Origin of the sequence: Bacillus mobilis, assembly GCF_001884045.1 — a bacterium.
Classification (GTDB): Bacteria; Bacillota; Bacilli; order Bacillales; family Bacillaceae_G; genus Bacillus_A; species Bacillus_A mobilis.
Genome location: NZ_MACF01000105.1, coordinates 44,267 through 69,673 on the forward strand (window position 1 = coordinate 44,267; position 25,407 = coordinate 69,673).

Here is a 25,407-nt window from a genome sequence, read left to right on the forward strand (position 1 = left end):
AACAGGTTTCCTGTTGAACTTCTTTATTTGTTATAAAACATTTTCAGATAAATTTCGATACAAGAAGGAAAATATTAACACCAAATAAAATAATATATTCATCTACAAATTAAAAGGGGTGAATATTATGCAACCTTCAGCTCCACCTCATCTAGAATCTACAGAAACTATCTTTTCGAGCTCTATTACAAAACTTGTTGTTTTTATTTGTTGGCTAGCCATTCTAGCTGATGGATATGATTTAGGTATTTACGGTGCCGTTCTGCCAAAGCTCCTAGAAGACAAAAGCTGGGCACTTTCACCGGCACACGCTGGGACAATTGCTAGCTATGCTTTATTTGGTATGTTTATTGGCGCTATTCTAGTTGGAACCATTACAGATCTAATTGGGCGAAAATGGACGCTTATATGCTGTTTAGCACTTTTTTCTATCACAATGGGTCTAGCTGCACTTGCTCCTTCTCCCGAATTATTTGGTTTATCTCGGTTTATCGGAGGAATTGGGTTAGGCGGTGTTATTCCAACAGCTTCAGCACTTACCGTTGAATATTCACCAAAAAAACGACAATCTTTTATTTATGCTCTTATGTTTACTGGCTATCCTTTAGGAATCGTATTAGGCGCTATTTTGTCTATGTTTATGTTAGAAGATTTCGGATGGAGAACTATGTTTGGCATCGGAATGATTCCACTGCTCCTCATTCCTTTCATTATCCGTTATTTACCTGAATCCATTCAATTTTTATTATCACGTAATCGTCAAGAAGAAGTAGACAAAATCCTTCATCGTTTTCAAATTGCATTCCATGAAAAAGATGAAATTCATCAAAACTCATCTAATATACGAAAGAAAAATGGATTCCTTACTTTATTTTCAAAAGAATACAGAAAAGCGACGCTGCTTTTTTGGATTACTTATATAATGGGAATGTTTTTAATATATGGTTTAAATACTTGGTTACCACAGATGATGCGCCAAGCTGGATACCCTCTTGGATCTAGTTTATCATTTCTACTTATGCTAAATATTACTGCCGCTATCGGTGCATTATTTGCTGGAGCAATCGCGGATCGTATAGGAGCTAAAATTGTTATTAGCATCTCCTATCTTATGGCATCTATATGTATTGGATTATTAACAATTAAACCTTCTGTGACAATCATCTATCTTTTAATTGGTCTTGCTGGAATTGGATCAGTCGGCATTACTCAAATATTAAATGCATATGTAACACAATACTTCCCATCCCATATTCGAGCTACCTCCTTAGGCTGGGGACTTGGACTTGGCCGAGTTGGTGCAATTGCTGGTCCTATTCTTGTCGGCATTATTATGACAATGCAATACGAATTAGCATGGAATTTTTACTTATTCTCATTCGCAGGTCTCATCGCAGCTATATCTGTTTTCTTTATTCCTACAAAATAAAAAAGGGCACAAACTCACTTGTGCTCTTTTTCATATACTGCAAACAACATATCTCGAAACAATGTATTCAAACTCTCAATATCAATCCCTGATCCCTTTTCAATTCCTTTTACATATTGCTGATAGTAATGAATTTGTTCTTCTAAAAATTGATTCAAAACCTCAATTTTTAATCCAACATCTAATTCAGTACCTGCCTTTTTCTTTATTAACAACTGTTCAATTTCATCTAATACGCTACGCTCTAATGATAATTCTGTAATCAATCGATCGAATTCTACAGGAGGCAAAGTTGTTTTCTCCTCTAACCACTTACAAGCTAAAATAGGACGTAATACATAAAAGTACTTTTTCAATTTTACATTCTCACCTTGCAAAAATTCACGATAATTTTTTGAAGCCATATGTAAGTAATGATATATCGTTGCTTTTGGATCAAATTGCTTATCACTCATTTGCTGAAGCTGTTCTGGAAAATGAGTGTTTTTCGAATAAAAAATTGGTGATCGAATCCATTCAAGTAAAGCTGGGTTTGATTTTGCGAATAGTTGTAACGCCTTTTTAATATCCCATCCACTTATATCTAAATCATCACTAATTGGATACTCAATTACATCTCGTTTATCATGAATTGATAAATACCACTCTACCGGATGCATATAAACAAATCTAACATCATAATCGCTATCTTTCGATGGAAATCCCCAAGCGCGACTTCCTGATTCCACTGCAAATAAGATTTTCACATCATTCTCTTTTTCAATTCTTGCTAACTCCGCTTTAATTTTCTCTCTCATTTCATACCCTCTCCATCTTCTGATTATTTCCTTGGAAATTCGACAAATATATTACTAAGTTTACTACATACTAAAATAGCTGTCAGAAAATTCCCGACAGCCTGCCAAAATCCCTTATTTTTTACTTGTTCTTTTCTGTTACACTAACCGCAATTCGTTCAAACTCTTTTTGAATCTCCTCTTTATATACATCTACTTTTGAAAAATCCATAGCCGCAATATAAATTCGTTCTAATTTATCACGAACTGATTTCGCTTTCGCTAAGAAAGACATCGCCTCATTCATTTTTGCCTTATATTGAATCGACACGTCGCGAATTTCTGTCGCATACTTCTCATCTGTCCCTGGTGTCACGATCAGGGCATACATATCTATAACTTCATCACCTTCACGGCTTGGAAAATATTCATGTGGTGCGGTACTATCAAAAATTGCAAACCCTAACTCTCTTACGATAACCATATCAAGACTATTTGGATCAAATCCACAATGATATACTTCAACCGCAAAGCCTTTTTCTTCTGCTGCCTTAGCTAATTTTTTGAGCATAGTTGATTTCCCAGAGCCTGGGCGCCCTTTTATAAAATAACGATGTGATAATCCTTCTGTTAAATTAGGAACAAAATCAACTGCTCCTTTTGGTGTAGCTGCTCCTAAAAAACGATGTTTCACAAGCGATTGTTTCCCGCCTTTATCCGTAAAGAGCTTCTGGATCAGCTGATCAGTTAGTTCATTTGCTTTATTAAAATCAATGTTATTAATATATATTTTCTCCCACTCATCATGTATAATTAGCGCCTCGTGAAAGCAAGCGTAGGCAGTTTGAAAAGCTTTGCTTGCCTCTGAAACAAATCGTTCAATTTCCACCTTCTGCTTTCTTAATTTATCTGAGTCCCAAGCAACCCCTAAATTGATATACTCCTCAACAACTCCTGGCATTTTCGGCTCGATAACATGCGGAGATGTTCCATCAACAATTCCTACTTTTAACTTCGGGATAATTACACCATCAACCGATTTATTATCGGAAGAACAATGTAAAAATTCAATATCATATCCTTTTTCAACCCATTCACGACCTATTGCCTTAATTAAAGAAGATTTCCCCGTTCCAGGGCCACCCTTTAAAATAAATAATCTGTCTAACCCTTTTAAATTCTCATCATATAAATTATGAAATCCTCTAGCTGTATTTCCACCAGCATAATAATTCAATACAGTCCCTGTCACTGCACTCACTCCTTCGCAGCATTCTATTTACATAAGCTACAATATGCGAGCATCTTTATTTGGGTGAATACCTATTTTGTATTGCACGAAAAAAGGAAATGAATTACAATTTAAATACAATGAATATTCAGAACTGAAATTAAATATGTCTTTATCAAGAGAGGCAGAGGGACCGGCCCTTTGAAGCCCAGCAACCTCAGTTTATACAAACTGAATAGGTGCTAATTCCTGCAAAATGCATTGCATTTTGAAAGATAAAACGTAACTATTGTGTGCAAAACTCATCTTTCTTGATTACGAAAGGTGAGTTTTTTTATTTCAAAACATATATTGGAGGTATGTAAAGTGAAAGTAATTGACCTATCACAAACATTTGAAAACAATATGTCCCAGTTCCCTGGAACACCAAAAATCAATTTAGGGGCCATTACAAGCGTTGAAGAGACAGGCTATCAAGTTACAGATTTTCATTCTGTCGTTCATGTTGGCACGCATTGTGATGCTCCTGCTCATTTCATCTCAGGCGCAACGACTATTGATCAATTACCCCTAGATCAATTTGTAGGCGAGGCGGTTCTTATTGATGTAACTCATGTACAAGAACGAAAAATACCTAAAGAAGTATTGCACAATGCTGACATAAAAAAAGGGGATATTGTTATTTTCCATTCCAATCTATCTACTAAGTGGAATACAGAGGCATATGAGCAAGAAGCTTTTTATCTTTCTGAAGAATTAGCCGAGGAATTAGTTCAATTAAAAATAAAATCGGTCGGTCTAGATTTCATTTCTCCTGATGAGGTAACGACAGAAACATCACCAATTCATCACATACTACTTGGGAATAATATTTATTTAATTGAAAACTTAACAAACTTAGATGCCATTCACACGAAACGTTTCTTTTTCTCAGCGGCACCTTTAAAAATTAAAGATAGCGATGGTGCTTTTGCCAGGGCGTTCGCTGTAATTTTTTAAACAAACTATACAAAAAAAGCAAAGATCATCATTGACCTTTGCTTCTATTTTTTTTATTTAAACTAAGAAAGAATTGCTCAACACGAGGACGTAACCAAGCTAAATAATCTTTCTCTCTTTTCTTTGTACAAGCTATTTCTTCTCCATCTACCATTCCGACAAGTTCTAGCTCTAACAGTTGCCTCGTAAATGCTAACATATTTATTTCTTCGTCTGGATACTCTTCTTTTAATTTCTCCTCAATTTCTCCCAATAAAAAACCGTCACGCATCATTGCCAATGCATCAATCCAAAGTGGCGGCATTTCATATTTTTCTCCTGTAATTGTATCTTTTACAATATAATTCTTTTGCTCTTTTCTAAATTGAATCGTGTGTAAACATACAGTCGAATTTAATGTTAATTCCATCATACCACCTCTTTCATAATATCTGCATAGAAAAAAGGATGCGCGTGCACCCCTTCTTTTCCTAACACTACCGAACCGTTACATGAATAACAAATCTCATGTCGATATTTTCCTCCATTATAAACGAAGTATTTTATAAAAAAAACCCTTCTTTAAACATTTTATAAAATGTTTATATTTACACAACAAGAACACTTTTCTGAAAAATATTTTCTTCTAGTACATTATACTGTCGGTAAAGAAATTTTCACTTTCGTTCCTATTCCCATCTACTTGCAAATGAAATCTCACTCTATATTGCACTGCATAACTTTCCATTAGTTGTACAACATATAAAAGGATTGCTCGTATATTACATCATTCGTAATTTGTTGGCTTTGGTTTCCCTAAAAAATCCGTTAATTTTTTTAAATACTTTTAAAGCTTCTCTTTCCTCATAAATCAAGCTTTTAAATTTGTTCATATAAATACTCCTCATGATCCATACACATGTTATCTTTCTAAATTATAAGTATGAAATTGCTCTCAGGGCAATATACAACCTTATCATACGAAAAGGAAGGAGATCTCTCCTTCCTTTTCGCTATAACTTATATCCATCTTACCCGCTCATGCAGCAGACCATCTGTAAAATTATTATGTCCTATTACAAAATTATTCATATATAAATTTAGATATTCGCCGTACTTACTTTCTGTATTTAATAATAATTCCTCGACATAGTAAGCACCTTGTCCAAAGTGATCTAATAATAAACTGCACAAGCCTGCATAAATCCCGCACCCTACTTGAAAGTAAGTTGCATTCGTTTTATATTTATGAAAAACTTGGCTACTATTCATTACATTGTACATATACGTCTCGCTATTTTCATAAACGAGTAGCACACCAACCAGGTCCTCCCCTGCAATCTCTTCTTCCGCTGGATTAAATACTTTACGATTCCATTTCCATAAATCTTCTACTTGGTCTAAGTTCTGTCTAATTACATTGGTCGTATACTCATTAATTCGGTACAGAAAGCCTACTTCCATATTGAAGTTTTTCCCTAAAATTAAAACTTCCTCATGTGGCATTAAACAACCATGAAACTCTTTCTCTCCTAACTTTACTTTATACTCTGAAGCATATACATCTTCATAAAAGTAAAGGGGACGATGATGACTCATATACATCGGATAACTCCATATCGCTTCATCTAGAAATCGCTCTACTGCCCATGAAGCATAAAGTGTATGAGGCTTTATCAGTGCTTCATCATTCAAAAATGAAGTATCATGTTCTACTATATAGCATGCTTTTGGTTTTTCATTTGGACGTTCCTTCATAAGTTCAACAACCATCCATTGCACAACACCTGGATTCATACCTGAACCTATAATTGCTTTTGTATTTGTAAATTTCTCTTTCTCCTTCTCAAACCTCGTATATCTTTCCGTAAGCTGAAAACCGATTAAACTGTCGTCCTGATCTACTGCTTCATTTTCCAAAGCTGAATTAATATAACAAATTCCAAGTTCATTACAACAGCTTAATACTCTGATCGTATCTGCCCCCGAAACATCAATAACAACACCCGTACTTTTTTCTTTCAAATGTTGTTTAAATTTCACTACATCCTGAAGGTCAATTTCATATAAAAACAATTGATCTTTCAAATTTGGAAACAACTCATCATAATAAGTCCTATTTTTTTGTTTTATATCAACCAAATGAAATGTAACATTCCTTATCGCTTCATAAATCGGATCTTTTTCATTTACTATCGCTTGATTTAAAATTGCTAAAACTGCTTTTGCTGCTCCACCAGCACTACCAAGTAATGTAATCGATAACGAATTCGGAAACTGCTCCACCAACAAAACCCCTTTAATATAGTAGTTAAGCAGTTCTCCCTCAAAAAACAAATTGAATATATGAAAAAATGGCTCGTACATATTTTTTATAATTTCGCACAAGATTAGCTCTTCATAGATAAAGCTAACATATTTCTATTCAATTCATTTTTCCCCTCATATTCAAATCGAGCTAAACAAATAGGCTCGACCTTTTCTTCTACATATAAAAGAAAAAGCCAGCCCTTTCAACGAGTCTACGGACAATGGACAGATTTCACATGTTGAATATTCACATACATTTTTGCATCACGTGCTTTTAATATTTCAATATGCCCCTCATCAATCTTCGCCATTTTTCCGATTTTATTAGATTCCTCACCTAAATCAAACACCATGATTTTGCCAGCCATTTTAATAAGCTGCTCTTCAAATGTTCTAGCTAACGTAATATTTAACGGATTCACGGGGAGTTCATTTTTATTGAGGGCATAAGGGACTTGATTTTCTTTATACGGAATTAACCATTTCAAATGCTTTAAAGATATATATACTGTTTTATAAACTGGACTATAAAAAACAATATAATCGTTCATTACACTTGTAACATAACCATGTATTGGAGCATTTCCTGCTACATAAACTTCTGTAAAAATTCCTTTAGAAGTACTTAATACTTTTCTTAAAGAAATGGTAGGCGACTCCCTCTTAATTACAGAATCAACATCTGGTTTTATTATTTCTTCATCATGTGGTCTTAAAAATTTATAATATTGTACATGATATAAAGATATATATACGTAGTCTTGTCCATTGTAAAGAACAACAATATCATTTCCCACATCTATTAATACACCTTTAAATCTTTTTTCACCGATTAATTTAACATATATATTTTCTCCAATACTTTTGTTTAACTCATTCATCTATATCCTCCTTCCTATAAATTTTTTGCTTTCCTATTTTTCATTTCAAAAAATAATCAGGGGCAATGTTCCGTCTGAATAGTAAGGACTTCCTTTTCGTACTATCCGAAATAAGAAATCGTTCTTCACCTTCAACCATAATGCCCCTCTTATTTATCAAACATTATTCTTCTTCATTCTTTTTACATTTAACTATTTGGCTCACACTCTTAATATGAGACTTAATTACATAAATAACTTCATCACAGTTTACTAGTGTAATACATTTAGCATGTACTTCGCTTAATAAACCTTCCACACATTCTGGACCGCCACGATTAATTTTTACCCACTTATACTTCAAGTCTTTTAATATATCTAAAAAAGTATCCTCATCAGAGCAGAAACATGAACTATAGCAATCGCCACATTTACTTTCTTTCACTTTCTTAACTAGACTCTTCACATGTTTCAACTGATAATACACTAATTCACCATGAGGTAATTGTAACGTTAGATAATCTTTTCCTAACGATACGAGCTCACCCACTCGACTTTCTGGTCCACGAAGGTTTACCTTTACAGTCTCACCAACTAAACATTTAATTTGGTCACAGCATAATACGTTCTCCAATTTTGTATCCCCCTTTCTTATTATCTTCCTCTACTTGATTGTCTTTGTGCACGAGCGCGACCTGAATTATTGCTACTTTCCTTACTATCGTCGCTCTCATCGCTCTCTCCGCATGCTAATGCATTATAGTTAACGCTTTTAATATGCTTTATTGCAACTAATATAATTTCTTCTTTTACGATCAATGTCACGAAATCACAAGAAACATCTTGTAAGATGCCTTCTACTTTCTCTGGACCACCGCGATTAATTTTCACCCAGCAATATTTGAAGCTTTGAAGTAGTGCTTCAAAGTCTTCTGCACATGCGCAATCTTCCCAATCGCAATCACTTGATCCACAGTCTTTCGCATTTTTTGTAATACTTTTTAGATGATTAAGTTGATAGTAATACAGTTCACCTTTTTCATTCTGCAATACGAAGTAGTCCGAACATACTGATATTATTGTTCCTTTTTGAGATTCTGGACCACCCCTGTTTACTCTCACAAAAGATCCAATTAAGTCTTTCAAAAAATCCCAATGAAATAAACTCACGAGAAAACCCCTTCCATTAATTTATAAGCTTTTGCACTGATAGTATATGTATCTGTACAGGTTACGTTCTCTATGTTTGTCCTAGCTAGAAAAAAATATGCTTTTAACATGGTAGACTACTACCTATCAATATTCGAAGAAATGCTAAAAGCTCCTTAGGCTTTTGATATCTTTAAACAAAAAAATCCCGTATGGATATACATTTCTGCATATCTTCATACGGGATTTCCCATCGTTTAATCTTCGTCTTTAACATCCATATCTTCTGGAATTGGTTCGTTTAATATTTCTTCCACTAAATGCTTATATTTCTCCATTTGTTCTAAATGTGTATTGAATTGTTCTTTATTTAATAAATATTGCTCTCCATCAAACAGTGCACGAATTTTCTTTTGTTGAATTAGCTCTTCAATATACGACTTTGGTAAATTTAAATACTCCGCAGCTTCTTCTACTGTTATATACAACGCGTTCATTCCTTTATTGTTTTTTCCTATATACTGTATCTTACTTTATTTTTGTAAACAAATAAAAAAGATTTTGTAAATGCAATTTAAAAAGAAGGTGGATGCATTCCATATATTGTATAATAATATAGTAAGGATTTTTTAAATATAGAATGGTATTACCCATTTACACAAAGGAGAGTTAACATATGGCTACTCGTCACATCATTACAATGTTAGAAAAAACATTACAGGTTGAAACAGAAAACACAATTTCTCATTTAGCTACATCTTTATCTGATCGTATTCTTTCTCAAAGCTCAGTAATACATGAAAACAATTGTTACCATACAATTGGGGAATGGTACAAAAATCATTTTTTATTCCAACAAGATGATTTCCTTTGGGCTAAATACGCTTTCTATGACGCATATTGTGAAGCTATAAAGGCAGAAGGACATCTTACAAAACGCGTCCGTCAAATATTAGAATCATTAGCTCGAATGCATGGAAAACAGTACATTACTTCTATATTAAATATGCCATTTCCTAACGAACGAGCTAAAGGGACAGCATAATATAATACTGTTCTGCTTCAGCAAAACATATATTCATTGTTTTCTAGGAAGATTTACAAATAAAACGTTCATATCATATGGACTGATGAAACCGGTGTCATTATAATGATTGAAAATATAGTAAACAGGAAAACCCCCATTTACTTATCACTCGAATAGAGAAGTAAATGGGGGTATACTTGTTTTTTATTATTTCATCATCTGCTTAATCAATTCACGATTTCTCTTCTTAAATACTTCATTATGCGAAGAAACCATTCCATACTCGCTTGCATCTGGTTGAATAAATTGTTTCGCTTTATTTACAGCATTTCCAGCATCTTGGAACGCTCCCGCAATTAAGTGTAATTTCCCTTCATGTTTTAAAATATCTCCCGCAGCATATAATCCATCTACTGAAGACTCACTATTTGCATTACCTGCAATATAATAATTATCTATAATGGCAACGTCTAACTCACTATTTTCTAATAATGTAATGTCACGCTCATATCCATGATTAATAATCACTTCATCAATAGGTAAATGGGCAACTTCACCTGTCTCGTGATTTGTTAATTCTACATATTCAATTGCTTCATGATTATCACCAGCAATTAATTTTGTAATAGAGGTATTAAAGAAACACTCCGCTGAGCTGTTCATAAGTTGCTTCACTTGTGCTTCATGACCAGATAATTCTTCTTTTCTATATGTTAAATAAACTTTTTTCGCAATTGGTTCTAACTCATTTGCCCAATCAATTGCAGAGTTACCTCCGCCTGAAATAATGACCGTTTTATCTTTGAAACGTTTTAAAGATTTAACTGTATAATTTAAGTTTGATACTTCAAATCGCTCCGCACCTTCAATTGATAACTTTTGTGGATTCAATATACCGCTTCCAGTTGCAACGATCACTGTTTTTGAAAAGTGTTCTTCTCCATTGCTCGCCTTTAACGTAAAAGTGCCATCTTCATTACGAATAATCGATTCTATTTTTGTATTTACTACCACTTCAGGCTGAAATGTTAACCCTTGTTGTACCAGTTGCTCAATTAATTTTTCACCAGTAACCGGTAATAACCCGCCAATATCCCAAATCATTTTCTCCGGATAAACATGTATTTTTCCACCTAACTGTGGTTGAAATTCTATTATTTTCGTTTTCATCTCTCTGAGTCCACTATAAAAAGCTGAATAAAGCCCTGCAGGTCCCCCGCCTATCACGGTTACATCAAACAATTCTTCTCTATCCATTCACCTTCACTCCTCAGCTACTAATAATTGATTATCATTCTCAATAAAATATAACCTGTTTCCGCAAATTTTACAATCAAAATTACTATTGACAATACACCTATATAAAATTATATTATTTAAAGAATCAATAGTGATAATCATTATCATTTTGTTAATAATTAGCAAATTTGAGATTACATCTTCTTTCATTAATATGGTTAATACTATATTGTAAAATCTCGTATTCAAGATTATTAATGCATATTTTGTATTACCACTACTCTTTCAAAAGATTACAGTTAAACAAATTATTGTATACACATATCATCTATGTTAAAGGAGAAAGACGATGAAAAAGTTATTTATTTCACTAACAGTTCTTTTCGTTCTTGTTATGAGCGCTTGTAGCAATGGCTCTACAGACAAAAAGAACGATGCAAAAGGTAGTAAATCAGAAACAATTACATACCAATCTGAAAATGGTAAAGTAGAAGTTCCTGCAAATCCAAAACGCGTTGTTGTTTTATCATCATTCGCTGGTAACGTAATGTCATTAGGAGTAAATCTTGTTGGGGTAGATTCATGGTCTAAACAAAACCCACGTTTTGATAGTAAACTGAAAGATGTTGCTGAAGTATCAGATGAAAACGTTGAAAAAATCGCTGAACTAAATCCAGATTTAATCATTGGTTTATCAAATATTAAAAATGTTGATAAGTTAAAGAAAATCGCTCCTACTGTAACATACACTTACGGAAAAGTTGATTACTTAACACAGCATTTAGAAATCGGTAAGTTATTAAACAAAGAAAAAGAAGCAAAAACTTGGGTTGATGACTTCAAGAAACGTGCACAAGACGCTGGTAAAGAAATTAAAGCAAAAATCGGTGAAGATGCAACAGTTTCTGTTGTAGAAAACTTCAACAAACAGCTTTATGTATACGGCGAAAACTGGGGCCGTGGAACAGAAATTCTGTACCAAGAAATGAAATTAAAAATGCCTGAAAAAGTAAAAGAAAAAGCATTAAAAGAAGGTTACTACGCATTATCTACTGAGGTATTACCTGAGTTTGCTGGTGATTACTTAATCGTAAGTAAAAACAAAGATACTGATAACTCATTCCAAGAGACAGAATCATATAAAAACATCCCAGCAGTAAAAAATAATCGCGTATACGAAGCAAACATGATGGAATTCTATTTCAATGATCCACTTACATTAGACTTCCAACTAGACTTCTTCAAGAAGAGCTTTCTTGGTAAATAATACAAACATGAGGAATTCTTAAATTAAGAATTCCTCTTCCTTTATTCTATGAACAGAAAAGATGTGAAACGAATGACAAAAGATCACGACAATCCACGTTCTATAGCTTTTACATACAAACTCATTTTGAGCATAATTGCATTCTTTCTTATTTTTATGGTGGCAATGGTATTAGGGGCTGCCGATACTTCAATAAAAGATGTATGGTTAGCGCTCACTTCTTCTGCTAAAGGGGACAAAATATCTATTATTCGAGAAATTCGTTTACCACGTGAAGTAGCTGCAATTTTTGTAGGAGCTGGACTTGCTGTTTCTGGAGCAATTATGCAAGGGTTAACACGAAATCCACTTGCAGATCCTGGACTATTAGGATTATCTGGTGGAGCAAATGCTGCGCTTGCACTGACACTTGCTTTCAATCCTTCCATCAGCTATCTTTACTTAACATTTGCTTGCTTTATCGGTGCTGCAATTGGCGCAATTATGGTATTTGGAATTGGTATGGTGAAAAAAGGCGGGCTGTCCCCTCTTCGAATTGTATTAGCTGGTGCTGCCGTTTCAGCATTTCTACTCGCAATTTCAGAAGGAGTCGGCATTTACTTCAAAATTTCACAAGAGGTATCACTTTGGACTGCTGGGGGCGTAATTGGAACAACTTGGGGCCAATTGAAAATTATTATTCCAGTCATTTCAATTAGTATCTTCATCGCTATCTTACTAGCAAAAAAATTGACAGTTCTTAGTTTCAGTGAAGAAGTGGCTATTGGACTAGGCCAAAAAATTATTGTTATTAAAACCATTCTATTTATCATTATTATCTTACTTGCTGGTGCATCTGTAGCGCTTGTCGGAAATATGGCATTTATCGGTTTAATGGTGCCTCATATGGTACGTCCAATTGTTGGGCCGGACTACCGTTTTGTTATACCGATGTCAGCAATTACTGGAGCTTCCTTTATGCTACTTGCAGATACAGTCGGACGTACTATTAACGCTCCGTACGAAACACCAGTTGCCGCTATTGTCGCAATTGTAGGATTGCCATTCTTCCTATTCGTTGTACGTAAAGGAGGAAAAACATTCTCATGATGCAATCTATTCTAAGAAAACAACGTCTTATTATACTCGCTTTACTAATACTGACCATCACCACCATTGTAGTTGGAATGGGGCTTGGTTCAGCATCTTTATCTTATGATCGACTACTCCCAACATTAATGGGACAAGGGACTTTTAAAGAGGAGTTTGTTTTATACTCTTTACGACTACCTAGAATTATTATTACATTATTAGCTGGTATGGCTCTCGCTTTATCAGGTGCTATCCTGCAAGGTATTACCCGAAATGATTTAGCGGAACCTGGTATTCTCGGAATCAACTCCGGGGCTGGTGTTGCTGTTGCTATTTTCTTTTTATACTTTCCAATAGATGTAGGTTCATTTCTTTACTTACTACCTGTCGTTGGATTTATCGGCGCATTTCTGACAGCTGTTCTAATTTACGTATTTTCTTATAGTAAATCAACTGGACTTCAGCCAATCCGACTAACATTAACTGGTATTGGTTTTTCATTTGCACTATCTGGAATGATGATTGTCCTTATTTCATCCGCTGATCGTATGAAAGTGGACTTTATCGCCAAATGGATTGCCGGAAATATTTGGGGAGATGACTGGGTCTTCGTTTTAGCAATGCTCCCATGGTTAATCGTATTAATTCCGTTCGTTTTCTATAAAGCAAATCGATTAAACATTCTAGCATTAAACGAACCAGTCGCAATCGGCGTTGGAATTGAAATTGAAAAAGAACGCAGATACTTATTAGTTGCAGCCGTTGCGCTTGCTGCTGCAGCTGTTTCCGTAACAGGAGGAATTAGCTTTGTCGGACTAATGGCTCCTCATATCGCAAAATCTTTAGTAGGTCCAAGACATCAAATTTTCATGCCTATCGCCCTTTTAATCGGCGGATGGCTATTGCTATTAGCAGACACAATCGGACGTAATATCGTCGATCCTAACGGTATTCCAGCTGGTATTGTCGTTGCTTTAATTGGCGCTCCTTACTTTATGTATTTGTTGCTTAAAAAGGCGTAAGAAACACCCTCAAGATTTTTTCTTGAGGGTGTTTTTTATCTCCAGTATTTTATTCACTTTTATACATATCAACACGTTTTACAAAACCATCAGCGACACTGAAATAGATAGCGTAACCCTCCTTGCGATATACAAGGGCATCACTATCTATCCCTTCTTCTATTCCATATGGTTCACCTAACCAACTCTTTAACTCATTTACAGGGATATTCATATACAACCAAATTCTTTTAACTTTTGAAGGAAACATATCGAGATTGTAATCACCATAAGTAACAGTAGTAGGTGCATCACAAGCTGTACACTCCGCTCCCTGTAAAGCATCAGGTGTACCAAATTCTTGTTTCACTGCAGATTGCTCTTTTCCAATTACATTCAATCCAAATGGCCCTAATTTTCCATCCATTAAAGCTATTTCTAGAATCTGTTTTAGTTCTTGCTTTGTTTTAACTTTGAAATTATAAGAAGAACCAGCGCTATCATTTACCGAGATTGATGGAATTGAGGCATCTACTTCTGGTTCCTTCGCAAGAGTAGTATTCTCTTGAGGAGAACTCTGCTCTCCATTACTACGCCATACTATTTTATCTCCATGCCAGGCACTATTGTTATCCTCTTTCATCAAGTACATTCCACTTATACCAAACAGCATCAATGTAACCATACCAAGTGGAATATACATTCTTTTATCTTGTGTTATAACCTTTATCAAATCTTTCATCTTATCAAAGGCATTTGAAAGTCTTTCGTTAGTTGTACAAGCGAGTAAATATTTATAGAAAGAGTCCCATCCCTGTGTCTTTTTATACAATCTTTTCAAACTAATCATAACAGCGAATGGTACCTCTTCATTTTGTGATATCCGGTAAAAAGAATTTATTTTCTGACGCTTCGATTTCATAAATCGAGCAAGTAAAATAGCAAGGTATTGAGAAGAGCTAAACTCTTTTAATTCTTCACCAGGATATAAATCATGCTTATCTTTTCGTTTAACCATATTCATTTCATAGTCCAAAATCAGATTTAATTTTTGATTCTCTTTCAAACCATGATGCAAAAATTTCATTATAAACTCAGTCTTTGTCGTCAACCCTAAATTCCTAAGATCATGGTCATGAACTACCATCGGTAATTGTTTAAACAACTCTGCCGTAAAGGTGATAAAAGTATCCTTTTCTTTTTCGTATAGCTCTAACGATTTACACATAAGCGCTGCAAATTTTAATAAGTTCGCATAATATTTAATACTTTTCCCATTCTTGATAATCGTTCGTTCCATAACTGGATACTCGCTCACATGTTGATAAAACTGATTAGATACTTTAATTGCTTGATTGATTTTTCGTTGCTTTAATAACAACTGTATATGAGAAATCGTTTCTGTAGCCCATGTTATTACCTGTCCTTGTTCTTCTTTAATTAATTGCAATTTATAAACATTATCTTGCAAATATAACTTTTGAAATTCTATGCCACTCTTTTTTAGCTGTTTATTAACAGTTACAAATGCACCACCATATAAACTCAATTGGACGTACTTATAATGGGTTTTTAATTGTTCCAGATCCACCTTCAATTGTCCATTGTATTTCTCCCACATTTGTCGTACATTCTCTTGCGCGTTTACTATTTTTAAAGCATCTGGGTCTAATAGTTTTGCAAGACCTTTAACCAAGAGGGAGCCTCCAAACCCCATAACTAACGATGCCATTATTTGTGATACAAGCTGTACAAATTTTTTCCCTGGAAGCCTACTTTGTATATCACTTACTAATTCTGTATATTGCGTATATGCCTCATAGTAATTTTGAAAATTTTTAATCGTGGTATCCATTGAAAGGTTCATTTTTTTCTTTAAATCTTCAAAAACATTACCCGTAAAATATAATTTCTTAAATAAATGTCCATGCTGATTTTTTGATATCTCTTCAATAAAATCATAATAACCCTTACCTAAATGTGGAAAACCCAACATTCCCTTTAACTCATCTCTGATTTCCCCTACATGAGTTAGTTGAAAAAAACGGGTAATACACTGTGAATACACTTCTTTATTATCCGGATTCCGCAAGGGCTTTGAGACTTCTTCTTCTAACATTTCATTCCGTTTCTCAATACGATCATAAATTTTTTGGAAAAAAGCCTCCCCTATCCTCTCTACAAAAGATTCAATTTCTTCTGCAACATCGTAAGTAAGTTGTTCATATAATTGCTTTTTGGTTTCTAAATACAGCTCTGCTGGATCATCAGCTTGCTCTTTTTCTTTTATATAACTCAAAACAGATTACCAAACAAATCCAACGCATCTATTCCATCTGCAGATGCCGATAAAATAGAACTCACATCCGTTATATCCACAGCATGATTCACTACATCTAAAGCATCCAAATGAATAGTATCAATCGCACCTATATCTATATTCGGTGATGTAAATTCTGGACTTGTATCAATCTTCATTCCTTCTCCCAACGGATTCGAGTTCACATCATATAACTTTTCTCCCGTAGCTGTATTCATTGTTAATCCACCCGAACTATTAGGCTGGGTATACCCTATTACTCCTTCAAAATTATCATGAAAATTTTCTCCACCATAAATATTTTGGGTAGAAGTAACCGTATGTCCATCTCCAAAATCAAAGGTCGTACCATCATATACATTCTCTTGAACGCGAGCAATTGTTTCTCCATGCCCATTCATTATGATGCCCCCTCTCCAACTGGAGAGGGTTGATACGCCGCAATTACTTCACCGATTCTATCTCTTAAATCATACCCGCCAGTCAAATTAGGTAAAATAATTTTTTCTTCCAAACTATCATTAGTAGACTGTATTCCTTGAAATAATTGATTCATTAACATTTCACTATTCCCCAAATCCTCCCCATCCTTTCATCTTAATAATAGGATTTCGTTGATTTAATTATACGAAAAACAGGAATAAATATCCATTAGAAACATAGATACAGCTACGCTTTCTACCAAAAGTCTCCTCTGTAAATAACCAATATTTTACAGTTTTATTGTCTAACTAGTCTTAGTCCTTTTAGCCTTCTTAAGGTACTAGATAACGATAGGACTTTGATTTAACATTGGAATAATGTTATATTCTTATGTATTAAATTTACATTCGAAAGGGTTAATACTACATGAAAGCTATCGCTATTATTCTTATCTTAATTGGCATTTTCGGTATATTAATGGGCGGCATGATGTTCGGAGATATTGGTATTGCTGCAATTATTGGTTCATTAGCAGCCTTATTCTCTGGAATTGGTTTCTGGAAATTGGATGCTCAGCTAAAAAACATATCTAAGTGATTGAAAATCTAAAATAGCCGTGAATATACTTTCTTTCACGGCTATTTTTTAATCAATAATTAACTTTACTGCTGCCCATATCCTTCAAACTTCTTCGCCAAATTCGCCATCTCATCTTCTGGCAATAGCTTCGGCTCTCCGACGCTTTTCGTTTGATAATAAATTTGCGCACAAAACTCAATTTCTTCTGCAACAGTAAACGCCATTTTTATGTTATTTGCACCTGCAATTAAACCGTGGTTCTCAAGTAAAACGGCACGACGATCAATCATGCCCTCAAAAGCAGCATCTGCTAATTGCTTCGTACCAAATGTTTCATACGGTGCACAGCGTACATTCGGGCCTGCGAAAGCAATTAAATACGATACTGCAGGAAGTTCCCATCCTAATGATGCAATCGTCTTTGCGTAAGGAGAATGTGTATGCACAAGCGCATTTATATCTTCACGCTTTCTATAATAAATAAGGTGCATATCGAGCTCACTTGATGGTTTTCTCTCTCCCTCTACCACTTCACCATCTAAGTTTAATATAACTACATCCTCAGGTTTTGTTTCATAGTACTCTAAGCCACTTGGGCTAATGGCAACAAGACCTTGCTCGCGATTGAAAATACTAATATTGCCGCCTGTCCCCTTTGTTAAACCGCTAGAAATCATTTTCTTTCCATACGCTACAATTTCTTCTCTTTCTTTTTGTAATAACATATACATCCCCCTAAGTATGAAGCTTATGATGACTGCCTTTTTAACTCTAGCTACTTATTGAAATAAACTTTTTAAGTTCTCCGTAAACGGTGCTTTTACAATCCCTTTTTCCGTAATAATCGCTGTTATATTTTCATGTGGCGTGACATCAAATGCCGGATTATATACTTTACTTTCTTTCGGAGCAGAATATTGTCCGAAGCGATTAATCACTTCAGAAGCATCTCTTTCCTCGATCGGAATCTCTTTTCCTGTCGGTGTTTTTAAGTCGATTGTCGGTGTTGGTGCCGCTACATAAAACGGAATGTTGTAGTATTTCGCTAAAATAGATACGCCTAATGTCCCAATTTTATTTGCTACATCACCATTAGCTGCCACACGGTCGCACCCAACAATCACCGCATCAATCTTTCCTTGTGACATGACCATAGCTGCCATATTATCCGTAATAACAGTAACATCAATCCCCGCTCGCTGTAGTTCTAATGCTGTTAACGTTGAACCTTGTAATCTAGGACGTGTTTCATCTGAATAGATTTTTAAGTCCCATCCTTTTTCTTTCGCTAAGTACATTGGAGCTGTCGCAGTACCATACTTAGTCGTCGCTAATGCACCTGCATTACAATGTGTTAATACTCCCATTCCATCATGGAATAATGTTAGTGCATGTTCTCCAATTTGACGGTTAATTTCTTCATCTTCTCTATGAATCTCTTTTGCCTCTTCTAGTAATCTATCTTTCAACTGGGCGATTGATAAGTGTGCGTTCTCTGTCGCGACTGCCTCCATTCTTTCAAGTGCCCAGAATAAATTTACTGCTGTCGGTCTTGATGTTGCTAAGTATGCACATACCTTTTTTACTTCCTCTATCAATTCTTCCACCGTACTTTGAGTAACTTCCTTAGCTCCTAAATACACACCATAAGCTGCTGAAACACCAATCGCTGGCGCTCCTCTTACTTTCATTACTTGAATGGCATCCCACACACTTTCAGCTGTCCTGAAAGATTCATAGACAATCTCATTCGGTAGTAATGTTTGATCCAATAAAACTAAAGCATCATCTTTCCACTGAATTGGTATTAATTGTTCTTCCATCATCTTCTCCCCTTACTTCGCATAGTGCATGGACTGTTCTTTTAACGTTTCTACAAAGCTTGTACCTGTTTTATATTGATTCGCCTGTAAAATAAACTTCTTCGCTACTTGAAGACAAATGCGTTCTGCTCTAGCACGTGCTTCTTCGTTCTCGATACAAGTAATATCCTTTACTTTCGCTAGCCCAACAATACGACGAATTAACTCAAGGCCCGTCACTGCAGCCGTATCCTCTAATACAGATTGTAAATATACTTCGTTAAAGCCTTCTTCCTTCGCCATAATCTCTGTCACATGCATATTCCAAGCGTCTAAAAACTTCTTCTTAAATAAATCAATTACCTCTACCATTGTTGATTGTAGCCAATCTATATACGTATCTTTCTCAGCCCCGGGCGGCATGGACGCATCTGCATTTACCCAAGCAAACATTAAGTTCGCCATTACATTCCCAACGTCATATCCCATCGGTCCATAAAAAGCAAACTCAGGATCAATAACCTTTGTAGAATCATCTCTTACAAAAACAGAACCAGTATGTAAATCACCGTGAATAAGTGCCTGTGCATTCGTCATAAAAGAAAACTTAAGTTTTGCTACTTCCATACGAAGCTCTTTATCACTATAAATATGCTCTCTAATCCATCCTTCATTTAACGGAAATAACTCATTACGCTTATTATGATTTGTAAATGGCTCAGCGTAGACGAGGTCTTCTGTAATTTCACATAACTCAGGATTTATATAATTTTTCACAAGTTCCTTCTTCTCTTTATGATTCATTACAACATCTGATGTTAATAGAAGAGTATTTACCATAAAAGTAGTTAAATCATCCGCAAGATTTGGAAACATTTGATGATTTATAAGTGCTGTACGCAATATAGTGTGATCGGATAAATCTTCCATTACGCAACAATTCATCACACTATCAAACAAATACACCTCTGGAACAAGCCCAGGTGCTAACTCTTCCTCTAACTGCAAAACATCTGATTCTATACGAATACGATTCGTCGACAACTTAAACTCATCTGAAATGCGTGCTGTATGCCCAGCTTGCTTTACAATGACAGAAATATTCTTTTGTTCATCCCAAACGCGGAATACATAATTTAAATTACCATCGCCTATTTCTTTACACTGCAACCCCTTTGCATCCTCAAACCTAGATAATTTCTCTTTCACATACACAATCACATCGCTAGCTTCCATTAAAAAATACTTCGTGAACTTAGACATGGTTTCCCCTCCACACTAATTGTAAGCGTTTTCTAAAAGCTATAAAAATAATAGGGTGAAATTTTTTCATCCTATATTATATCTTCTTCTTTTTGAAAGGTATATCTAGGTTTTATTATATCTCGTTAACATTTTGAGTCAATGTTTCTATATCATTGCAATATGCTTCCTAATTATATGTTTGAGATGACATAAATTGTTCAAAAAGATTCTAATTCATTTTATTTTATTTATCACACAATTCTTTGTAAAATAGAAATAAGCAATCCCTTTTCAAATCCACAACTTCTAAGAAATATTCCCTTCCTAACAATTTATACTTACACCATGTCTCTAACATACGCACTACTCTTTTACATACTCGTTGAAAATCGATTACATGAAAACTACCTTTTCATTCTCTAACAACCTTAATTGAGAATAAATATTAATTAAATTGATATAAAGTTGGTTTATTCTCTTGACAAAATAACCACTTCTATATGATAATTAATATCGAATTAGAATTATTATAGTTAATTAAAAAATATATTTTATGAGCACACTATTTTTTGATGCTCAAAACCAACATTTAGGAGGAATTTTAATATGTTATTAATCGGCACAGAAGTAAAACCGTTTAAAGCTAATGCTTACCATAATGGAGAATTTATCCAAGTTACTGACGAAAGTTTAAAAGGAAAATGGAGTGTAGTTTGTTTCTACCCAGCTGACTTCACATTCGTTTGCCCAACTGAACTTGAAGACTTACAAAACCAATACGCAGCTCTTAAAGACTTAGGCGTTGAAGTATACTCTGTATCTACAGACACTCACTTCACTCACAAAGCATGGCATGATAGCTCAGAAACTATCGGCAAAATCGAATACATTATGATTGGTGACCCAACTCGCACAATCACTACAAACTTCAACGTTTTAATGGAAGAAGAAGGTCTTGCTGCTCGTGGTACATTCATCATCGATCCAGACGGCGTTATCCAATCTATGGAAATCAATGCTGACGGTATCGGCCGTGACGCAAGCATTCTTGTTAACAAAATTAAAGCAGCTCAATACGTACGTAACAACCCAGGTGAAGTTTGCCCAGCTAAATGGCAAGAGGGTTCTGCAACACTTAAACCAAGCCTTGACCTTGTAGGCAAAATCTAAGGAGTTCGATCAAAATGATACTAGATGCAGATATAAAAACACAACTATCCCAATACCTTCAGTTAATGGAGAACGATATTTTACTTAAAGTAAGCGCTGGAGACGACGACGTATCTAAAGATATGTTAGCTCTAGTAGACGAATTAGCTACTATGTCATCTAAGATTACAGTAGAAAAAGTTGAATTAGAGCGAACACCAAGCTTTAGCGTAAATCGCCCTGGTGAAGACACTGGTGTCGTATTCGCTGGTATTCCATTAGGACACGAATTTACTTCATTAGTGTTAGCTTTACTACAAGTAAGTGGACGCGCTCCAAAAGTTGAACAAAAATTAATCGATCAAATTAAAAACATTCAAGGCGAATATCATTTTGAATCTTATATCAGCCTAAGTTGTCATAACTGTCCTGATGTTGTACAAGCTCTTAACGTAATGAGCGTTCTAAACTCTGGTATTACACATACTATGATTGATGGCGCTGCATTCAAAGAGGAAGTAGAAAGCAAAGACATCATGGCAGTACCAACAGTTTTCCTAAACGGCGAATCTTTCGGAAGCGGTCGTATGACACTTGAAGAAATTTTAGCTAAAATGGGTAACGGTCCAGATGCATCAGAGCTTTCTGATAAAGATCCATACGATGTTCTTGTTGTTGGTGGCGGCCCTGCTGGTGCAAGTGCGGCAATTTATGCAGCACGTAAAGGCATCCGTACTGGTATCGTTGCTGAGCGCTTCGGTGGTCAAGTAATGGATACTATGGGTATTGAGAACTTCATCAGCGTAAAACGCACTGAAGGTCCTAAGCTAGTAGCAAGCCTTGAAGAGCACGTAAAAGAATACGACATCGATGTAATGAATCTACAACGTGCAAAACGTTTAGAGAAAAAAGAACTTATTGAAGTGGAACTTGAAAACGGCGCTATTCTGAAAAGTAAGAGCGTAATCGTTTCAACAGGTGCTCGCTGGCGTAACGTTGGCGTACCAGGTGAAGCTGAGTTCAAAAATAAAGGTGTAGCATACTGCCCACACTGTGACGGTCCATTATTCATTGGAAAAGACGTAGCAGTTATCGGCGGAGGTAACTCTGGTATTGAAGCAGCTATCGACTTAGCAGGTATTGTTAAGCACGTAACTGTTCTTGAATTCATGCCAGAATTAAAAGCTGATGCTGTATTACAAGAGCGTCTTAACAGCTTACCAAACGTAACTGTTCTGAAAAACGTTCAAACGAAAGAAATCACTGGTACTGATAAAGTAAACGGTATTTCTTACATCGATCGTGAAACTGAAGAAGTTCATCACGTTGAATTACAAGGTGTATTCGTACAAATCGGTCTTGTGCCAAACACAGACTGGTTAGGCGAAACAGTTGAACGCGCTCGCGGTGAAATCGTAACAGACAAGCACGGCGCTACAAACGTACCAGGAGTGTTTGCTGCAGGTGACTGTACAAATAATCCGTACAAACAAATCATCATCTCTATGGGTTCAGGTGCAAACGCAGCTTTAGGTGCATTTGATTACTTAATCCGTAACTAATTATATAGACGTGAGTAAAAAAAGCAGGTGCCAAAGCACCTGCTTTTTTATAATCTTAATGTATAAACTAAAAACCTCTCATTCGCATTCTTCTCATAAGCCCCAGGTAACCTTACTTCCCTCTTCAGCTCAAACGCAGTCTGATTCTCCAAGAAGAAAATATAATCTTCAGAAGGATAGTATAAAATAATATCGACTTCTCTCTCCGCCTCTTCTACCGAAAGTAAAATATTATTTACTACGTTCATAAATACTTGTACAGAAAATGGATTGAAGAAATAAAACCGATTATCACGTGGATCAATCTCATATTCCTGTGCTAAAAAACATTCAAACCCAATTTTATCCTTACTGTTTCTTACCTTTCGTGCATAGCGCTCTAGATTATCCATTGCTTCTTTATAAAACTCTTCATTCATTTCAATTCCAACCGCTGAAGCGCCACACTTATGGTGCATGTAAAAGTTTAATCGTCCTTTTCCGCATCCAAAGTCTACAACTCGGTCGCTACTTCTTATTTCATATTGATTTAATAGTTCATCTAATCCGCTATATGGCGTTGGTTCATAACGATGATAGTGCATAGACTTGTTAAAGCCCTTTTGCTCACCGACAGTTTTTATATTTAAAACTGCATCATAATATTGTTCGTTCATTGATTTTCTCCTATTAAGAAATGGTACTTATTATTATACACCATGTACTGGAGACTCATTTTTCATTGGATTAACTGGCACGTGAAATTATATCGACGATTTTCTGAATATATCTATCATAACTTCAAATATATCAACGATTCTTTCAATATATCGACGTTTCGACAAGGAATATCGACTTACCGACAAATTCCTACAAAAAAAAACAGGAGCTCTCTAGCCCCTGTCCTCTAATACTTTCCATACAGTTTGTTTCAATATTTCTACTCCGTCCATAATACAACTATGATCGAACTTCATATACGGATGGTGTAATCCAGGTTGTAGGTTTGCCCCTAGTCCAAGCATGACAGCTTTTAAATGCGGTCTCTTCACTGTGTAGTAATGGAAATCATCGCTCCCTGTCGTATACAGTGGTCCAGTGCATCCCTCTTCCCCGTATACTTCAAGAATTCCTTTTCGCATAAAGCGCTCAGCTTCTTCTGACACTTCAGCTCCTGGTGCGAGATCGATCCACTCATACGATACTTTAGATCCCATTGATTCCGCCGACAGAATTACTCGCTCTATTTTTTGCTTCAATTCATTTAGTAATATGTTATTTTCTGCTCGAACATCTAAGCTAAAATGGCCGTTCCCCGGAATAATATTTAAATTATCTCCACCAGCTTGGCACCTCGTCATCTTCACTGAATATGAACTTTGCGGTGGTAGCCATATATTTTTTAAACCGATATTAATCATAGAAATGACATCAATTGCATTTATCCCTTGATGCGGACGTGCCCCGTGTGCATCATCTCCATGAATCGTTCCTTCTAAAAACCCTGCCGCTCCGTGACGAATAGATGGGGCAGCTTGTTTCAAAGGCAGTTCTTCAATCGGTCGCAAATGAACACCGAATAGGAAATCCGCATCATCCACAGCACCCTTCTCTACCATCTTTAAAGAACCATTTCCTTTTTCCTCTGCCGGCTGAAAAATAAATCTAACTGTTCCACTATTCCATCTCATATTTTTCAATTGTAAAATAAGCCCCATCACAATTGTCATATGAGCATCGTGACCACATGAATGATTCGCTTTAAATTCTCCGTCCACTTCTTGCCAAAGTGCATCCATATCGGCACGAATCGCAATAACTGGATTCCCGCTTCCGATTTCAGCAATCACGCCTGGGCAATCATCAAATATTTTATATGAAATTCCTTCTTCTTTTAAAAAGTTAGTAATATACGCTGTCGTTTCATACTCTTTCCAACTCACTTCAGGGTTTTCATGTAAATGCTGAAAAATTTCAGTTAAACGCTCTTGTAGTTCTAATGTTTTCAAA

General features: G+C 35.4%; 26 protein-coding genes, 1 pseudogene and 1 riboswitch. Of the genes and pseudogenes, 9 read left to right on the top strand and 18 right to left on the bottom strand.

All coding sequences use genetic code 11. The features are described 5' to 3' along the window. Window positions 1-127 precede the first annotated feature (127 nt). A complete protein-coding gene (locus tag BAQ44_RS18020; RefSeq protein WP_071722743.1) occupies window positions 128-1,429 on the top strand; it encodes an MFS transporter in 1,302 nt (433 codons plus the stop codon). 14 nt (window positions 1,430-1,443) lie between these two features. Here the strand turns inward: BAQ44_RS18020 and BAQ44_RS18025 are convergent, their stop codons facing one another. Then, complete coding sequence (locus tag BAQ44_RS18025) at window positions 1,444-2,226, bottom strand: nucleotidyltransferase domain-containing protein (protein ID WP_063262200.1); 783 nt, start codon at window positions 2,224-2,226, stop codon at window positions 1,444-1,446. 121 nt (window positions 2,227-2,347) lie between these two features. Further along, on the bottom strand, window positions 2,348-3,457 hold the full coding sequence (locus BAQ44_RS18030; protein WP_063262201.1) for a PRK06851 family protein: 1,110 nt from the start codon (window positions 3,455-3,457) through the stop codon (window positions 2,348-2,350). A 148-nt stretch (window positions 3,458-3,605) separates the two neighbouring features. Beyond that, window positions 3,606-3,718, top strand: a riboswitch (SAM riboswitch). An 84-nt stretch (window positions 3,719-3,802) separates the two neighbouring features. Here BAQ44_RS18030 and BAQ44_RS18035 point away from each other — a divergent pair. Continuing rightward, a complete protein-coding gene (locus BAQ44_RS18035) occupies window positions 3,803-4,435 on the top strand; it encodes a cyclase family protein (RefSeq protein ID WP_071722745.1) in 633 nt (210 codons plus the stop codon). A gap of 28 nt (window positions 4,436-4,463) precedes the next feature. On the opposite strand, the gene BAQ44_RS18040 is transcribed toward BAQ44_RS18035, so the two are convergent. The 7 genes and pseudogenes from BAQ44_RS18040 to BAQ44_RS18070 all read right to left on the bottom strand — a co-directional run bounded on the left by BAQ44_RS18040 (window position 4,464) and on the right by BAQ44_RS18070 (window position 9,230). Beyond that, on the bottom strand, window positions 4,464-4,844 hold the full coding sequence (locus tag BAQ44_RS18040; protein WP_061678053.1) for a hypothetical protein: 381 nt from the start codon (window positions 4,842-4,844) through the stop codon (window positions 4,464-4,466). Between the two features lie 261 nt (window positions 4,845-5,105). Then, a pseudogene (locus BAQ44_RS31280) lies at window positions 5,106-5,234 on the bottom strand (ATP-binding protein); the annotation flags it as partial. A 200-nt stretch (window positions 5,235-5,434) separates the two neighbouring features. After that, on the bottom strand, window positions 5,435-6,700 hold the full coding sequence (locus BAQ44_RS18050) for an S-adenosylmethionine decarboxylase related protein (protein WP_063262203.1): 1,266 nt from the start codon (window positions 6,698-6,700) through the stop codon (window positions 5,435-5,437). Window positions 6,701-6,936: 236 nt separating this feature from the next. Then, window positions 6,937-7,605 (bottom strand): YwrJ family protein, encoded by a 669-nt coding sequence (locus BAQ44_RS18055; RefSeq protein ID WP_071722747.1) that lies wholly within the window; start codon window positions 7,603-7,605, stop codon window positions 6,937-6,939. A gap of 163 nt (window positions 7,606-7,768) precedes the next feature. After that, window positions 7,769-8,218, bottom strand: coding sequence for a PI-PLC domain-containing protein (locus tag BAQ44_RS18060; protein WP_063262205.1), 450 nt, complete (start codon window positions 8,216-8,218; stop codon window positions 7,769-7,771). 20 nt (window positions 8,219-8,238) lie between these two features. Then, a complete protein-coding gene (locus BAQ44_RS18065) occupies window positions 8,239-8,754 on the bottom strand; it encodes a hypothetical protein (protein WP_063262206.1) in 516 nt (171 codons plus the stop codon). A gap of 236 nt (window positions 8,755-8,990) precedes the next feature. Further along, window positions 8,991-9,230, bottom strand: coding sequence for a helix-turn-helix domain-containing protein (locus tag BAQ44_RS18070; RefSeq protein WP_080467727.1), 240 nt, complete (start codon window positions 9,228-9,230; stop codon window positions 8,991-8,993). A gap of 179 nt (window positions 9,231-9,409) precedes the next feature. Here BAQ44_RS18070 and BAQ44_RS18075 point away from each other — a divergent pair, with 179 nt between their 5' ends. Continuing rightward, the gene (locus BAQ44_RS18075) at window positions 9,410-9,778 is read left to right on the top strand and encodes a hypothetical protein (RefSeq protein WP_063262207.1); all 369 of its coding nucleotides are present in this window, start codon (window positions 9,410-9,412) and stop codon (window positions 9,776-9,778) included. A 189-nt stretch (window positions 9,779-9,967) separates the two neighbouring features. Here BAQ44_RS18075 and BAQ44_RS18080 read toward each other — a convergent pair whose 3' ends face one another. Then, on the bottom strand, window positions 9,968-11,017 hold the full coding sequence (locus BAQ44_RS18080; RefSeq protein ID WP_071722749.1) for an NAD(P)/FAD-dependent oxidoreductase: 1,050 nt from the start codon (window positions 11,015-11,017) through the stop codon (window positions 9,968-9,970). A 331-nt stretch (window positions 11,018-11,348) separates the two neighbouring features. Between BAQ44_RS18080 and BAQ44_RS18090 the strand changes: the two genes are divergently transcribed. Genes BAQ44_RS18090 through BAQ44_RS18100 form a run of 3 tightly spaced genes read left to right on the top strand, consistent with a single transcriptional unit; the run spans window position 11,349 to window position 14,359 of the window. Next, complete coding sequence (locus BAQ44_RS18090; protein ID WP_000732577.1) at window positions 11,349-12,266, top strand: iron-hydroxamate ABC transporter substrate-binding protein; 918 nt, start codon at window positions 11,349-11,351, stop codon at window positions 12,264-12,266. A 48-nt stretch (window positions 12,267-12,314) separates the two neighbouring features. After that, window positions 12,315-13,355, top strand: a complete 1,041-nt coding sequence (locus BAQ44_RS18095) for a FecCD family ABC transporter permease (RefSeq protein ID WP_071722753.1) — start codon at window positions 12,315-12,317, stop codon at window positions 13,353-13,355. Beyond that, complete coding sequence (locus BAQ44_RS18100) at window positions 13,352-14,359, top strand: FecCD family ABC transporter permease (protein WP_071722756.1); 1,008 nt, start codon at window positions 13,352-13,354, stop codon at window positions 14,357-14,359. Before BAQ44_RS18095 ends, BAQ44_RS18100 begins: the two co-directional genes overlap by 4 nt. Window positions 14,360-14,408: 49 nt before the next feature. Here BAQ44_RS18100 and BAQ44_RS18105 read toward each other — a convergent pair whose 3' ends face one another. From BAQ44_RS18105 to BAQ44_RS31450, 3 genes are read right to left on the bottom strand one after another with little or no spacing between them, the layout of a single operon-like run. Continuing rightward, complete coding sequence (locus tag BAQ44_RS18105; protein WP_071722758.1) at window positions 14,409-16,637, bottom strand: S-layer protein; 2,229 nt, start codon at window positions 16,635-16,637, stop codon at window positions 14,409-14,411. Then, a complete protein-coding gene (locus BAQ44_RS18110; RefSeq protein WP_249024735.1) occupies window positions 16,634-17,059 on the bottom strand; it encodes a hypothetical protein in 426 nt (141 codons plus the stop codon). The genes BAQ44_RS18105 and BAQ44_RS18110 overlap by 4 nt, the downstream gene beginning before the upstream one ends. Then, window positions 17,059-17,235 (bottom strand): hypothetical protein, encoded by a 177-nt coding sequence (locus BAQ44_RS31450; protein WP_249024736.1) that lies wholly within the window; start codon window positions 17,233-17,235, stop codon window positions 17,059-17,061. Before BAQ44_RS31450 ends, BAQ44_RS18110 begins: the two co-directional genes overlap by 1 nt. Window positions 17,236-17,507: 272 nt before the next feature. On the opposite strand from BAQ44_RS31450, the gene BAQ44_RS31135 reads away from it, so the two are divergent. Continuing rightward, complete coding sequence (locus BAQ44_RS31135; protein ID WP_165761968.1) at window positions 17,508-17,678, top strand: hypothetical protein; 171 nt, start codon at window positions 17,508-17,510, stop codon at window positions 17,676-17,678. A gap of 65 nt (window positions 17,679-17,743) precedes the next feature. On the opposite strand, the gene BAQ44_RS18115 is transcribed toward BAQ44_RS31135, so the two are convergent. From BAQ44_RS18115 to mtnK, 3 genes are read right to left on the bottom strand one after another with little or no spacing between them, the layout of a single operon-like run. Then, window positions 17,744-18,385, bottom strand: a complete 642-nt coding sequence (locus BAQ44_RS18115; RefSeq protein ID WP_000926556.1) for an L-fuculose-phosphate aldolase — start codon at window positions 18,383-18,385, stop codon at window positions 17,744-17,746. 54 nt (window positions 18,386-18,439) lie between these two features. Then, the gene (gene mtnA / locus BAQ44_RS18120) at window positions 18,440-19,483 is read right to left on the bottom strand and encodes an S-methyl-5-thioribose-1-phosphate isomerase (protein ID WP_071722760.1); all 1,044 of its coding nucleotides are present in this window, start codon (window positions 19,481-19,483) and stop codon (window positions 18,440-18,442) included. Window positions 19,484-19,495: 12 nt separating this feature from the next. Next, entirely contained in the window at window positions 19,496-20,725 is a 1,230-nt protein-coding gene (gene mtnK, locus BAQ44_RS18125) for an S-methyl-5-thioribose kinase (RefSeq protein WP_071722762.1), read from the bottom strand. 588 nt (window positions 20,726-21,313) lie between these two features. Here mtnK and ahpC point away from each other — a divergent pair. Both ahpC and ahpF read left to right on the top strand, forming a co-directional pair. Next, on the top strand, window positions 21,314-21,877 hold the full coding sequence (gene ahpC, locus BAQ44_RS18130) for an alkyl hydroperoxide reductase subunit C (protein WP_000924417.1): 564 nt from the start codon (window positions 21,314-21,316) through the stop codon (window positions 21,875-21,877). A 14-nt stretch (window positions 21,878-21,891) separates the two neighbouring features. Further along, window positions 21,892-23,418, top strand: coding sequence for an alkyl hydroperoxide reductase subunit F (gene ahpF / locus BAQ44_RS18135; RefSeq protein WP_000599491.1), 1,527 nt, complete (start codon window positions 21,892-21,894; stop codon window positions 23,416-23,418). Window positions 23,419-23,465: 47 nt separating this feature from the next. Here ahpF and BAQ44_RS18140 read toward each other — a convergent pair whose 3' ends face one another. Both BAQ44_RS18140 and BAQ44_RS18145 read right to left on the bottom strand, forming a co-directional pair. After that, on the bottom strand, window positions 23,466-24,074 hold the full coding sequence (locus tag BAQ44_RS18140; RefSeq protein ID WP_071722764.1) for an SAM-dependent methyltransferase: 609 nt from the start codon (window positions 24,072-24,074) through the stop codon (window positions 23,466-23,468). A gap of 216 nt (window positions 24,075-24,290) precedes the next feature. Continuing rightward, the gene (locus BAQ44_RS18145) at window positions 24,291-25,406 is read right to left on the bottom strand and encodes a M20 peptidase aminoacylase family protein (protein WP_061678069.1); all 1,116 of its coding nucleotides are present in this window, start codon (window positions 25,404-25,406) and stop codon (window positions 24,291-24,293) included. Window position 25,407: the final 1 nt, after the last annotated feature.

Coding starts and splice junctions, on each gene's coding strand:
- BAQ44_RS18020 (WP_071722743.1), top strand. CDS start 128: ATGCAACCTTCAGCTCCACCTCATCTAGAATCTACAGAAACTATCTTT.
- BAQ44_RS18025 (WP_063262200.1), bottom strand. CDS start 2,226: ATGAGAGAGAAAATTAAAGCGGAGTTAGCAAGAATTGAAAAAGAGAAT.
- BAQ44_RS18040 (WP_061678053.1), bottom strand. CDS start 4,844: ATGGAATTAACATTAAATTCGACTGTATGTTTACACACGATTCAATTT.
- BAQ44_RS18055 (WP_071722747.1), bottom strand. CDS start 7,605: ATGAATGAGTTAAACAAAAGTATTGGAGAAAATATATATGTTAAATTA.
- BAQ44_RS18070 (WP_080467727.1), bottom strand. CDS start 9,230: ATGAACGCGTTGTATATAACAGTAGAAGAAGCTGCGGAGTATTTAAAT.
- BAQ44_RS18075 (WP_063262207.1), top strand. CDS start 9,410: ATGGCTACTCGTCACATCATTACAATGTTAGAAAAAACATTACAGGTT.
- BAQ44_RS18080 (WP_071722749.1), bottom strand. CDS start 11,017: ATGGATAGAGAAGAATTGTTTGATGTAACCGTGATAGGCGGGGGACCT.
- BAQ44_RS18090 (WP_000732577.1), top strand. CDS start 11,349: ATGAAAAAGTTATTTATTTCACTAACAGTTCTTTTCGTTCTTGTTATG.
- BAQ44_RS18095 (WP_071722753.1), top strand. CDS start 12,315: ATGAACAGAAAAGATGTGAAACGAATGACAAAAGATCACGACAATCCA.
- BAQ44_RS18100 (WP_071722756.1), top strand. CDS start 13,352: ATGATGCAATCTATTCTAAGAAAACAACGTCTTATTATACTCGCTTTA.
- BAQ44_RS18110 (WP_249024735.1), bottom strand. CDS start 17,059: ATGAATGGGCATGGAGAAACAATTGCTCGCGTTCAAGAGAATGTATAT.
- BAQ44_RS31135 (WP_165761968.1), top strand. CDS start 17,508: ATGAAAGCTATCGCTATTATTCTTATCTTAATTGGCATTTTCGGTATA.
- BAQ44_RS18115 (WP_000926556.1), bottom strand. CDS start 18,385: ATGTTATTACAAAAAGAAAGAGAAGAAATTGTAGCGTATGGAAAGAAA.
- mtnA (WP_071722760.1), bottom strand. CDS start 19,483: ATGGAAGAACAATTAATACCAATTCAGTGGAAAGATGATGCTTTAGTT.
- mtnK (WP_071722762.1), bottom strand. CDS start 20,725: ATGTCTAAGTTCACGAAGTATTTTTTAATGGAAGCTAGCGATGTGATT.
- ahpC (WP_000924417.1), top strand. CDS start 21,314: ATGTTATTAATCGGCACAGAAGTAAAACCGTTTAAAGCTAATGCTTAC.
- ahpF (WP_000599491.1), top strand. CDS start 21,892: ATGATACTAGATGCAGATATAAAAACACAACTATCCCAATACCTTCAG.
- BAQ44_RS18140 (WP_071722764.1), bottom strand. CDS start 24,074: ATGAACGAACAATATTATGATGCAGTTTTAAATATAAAAACTGTCGGT.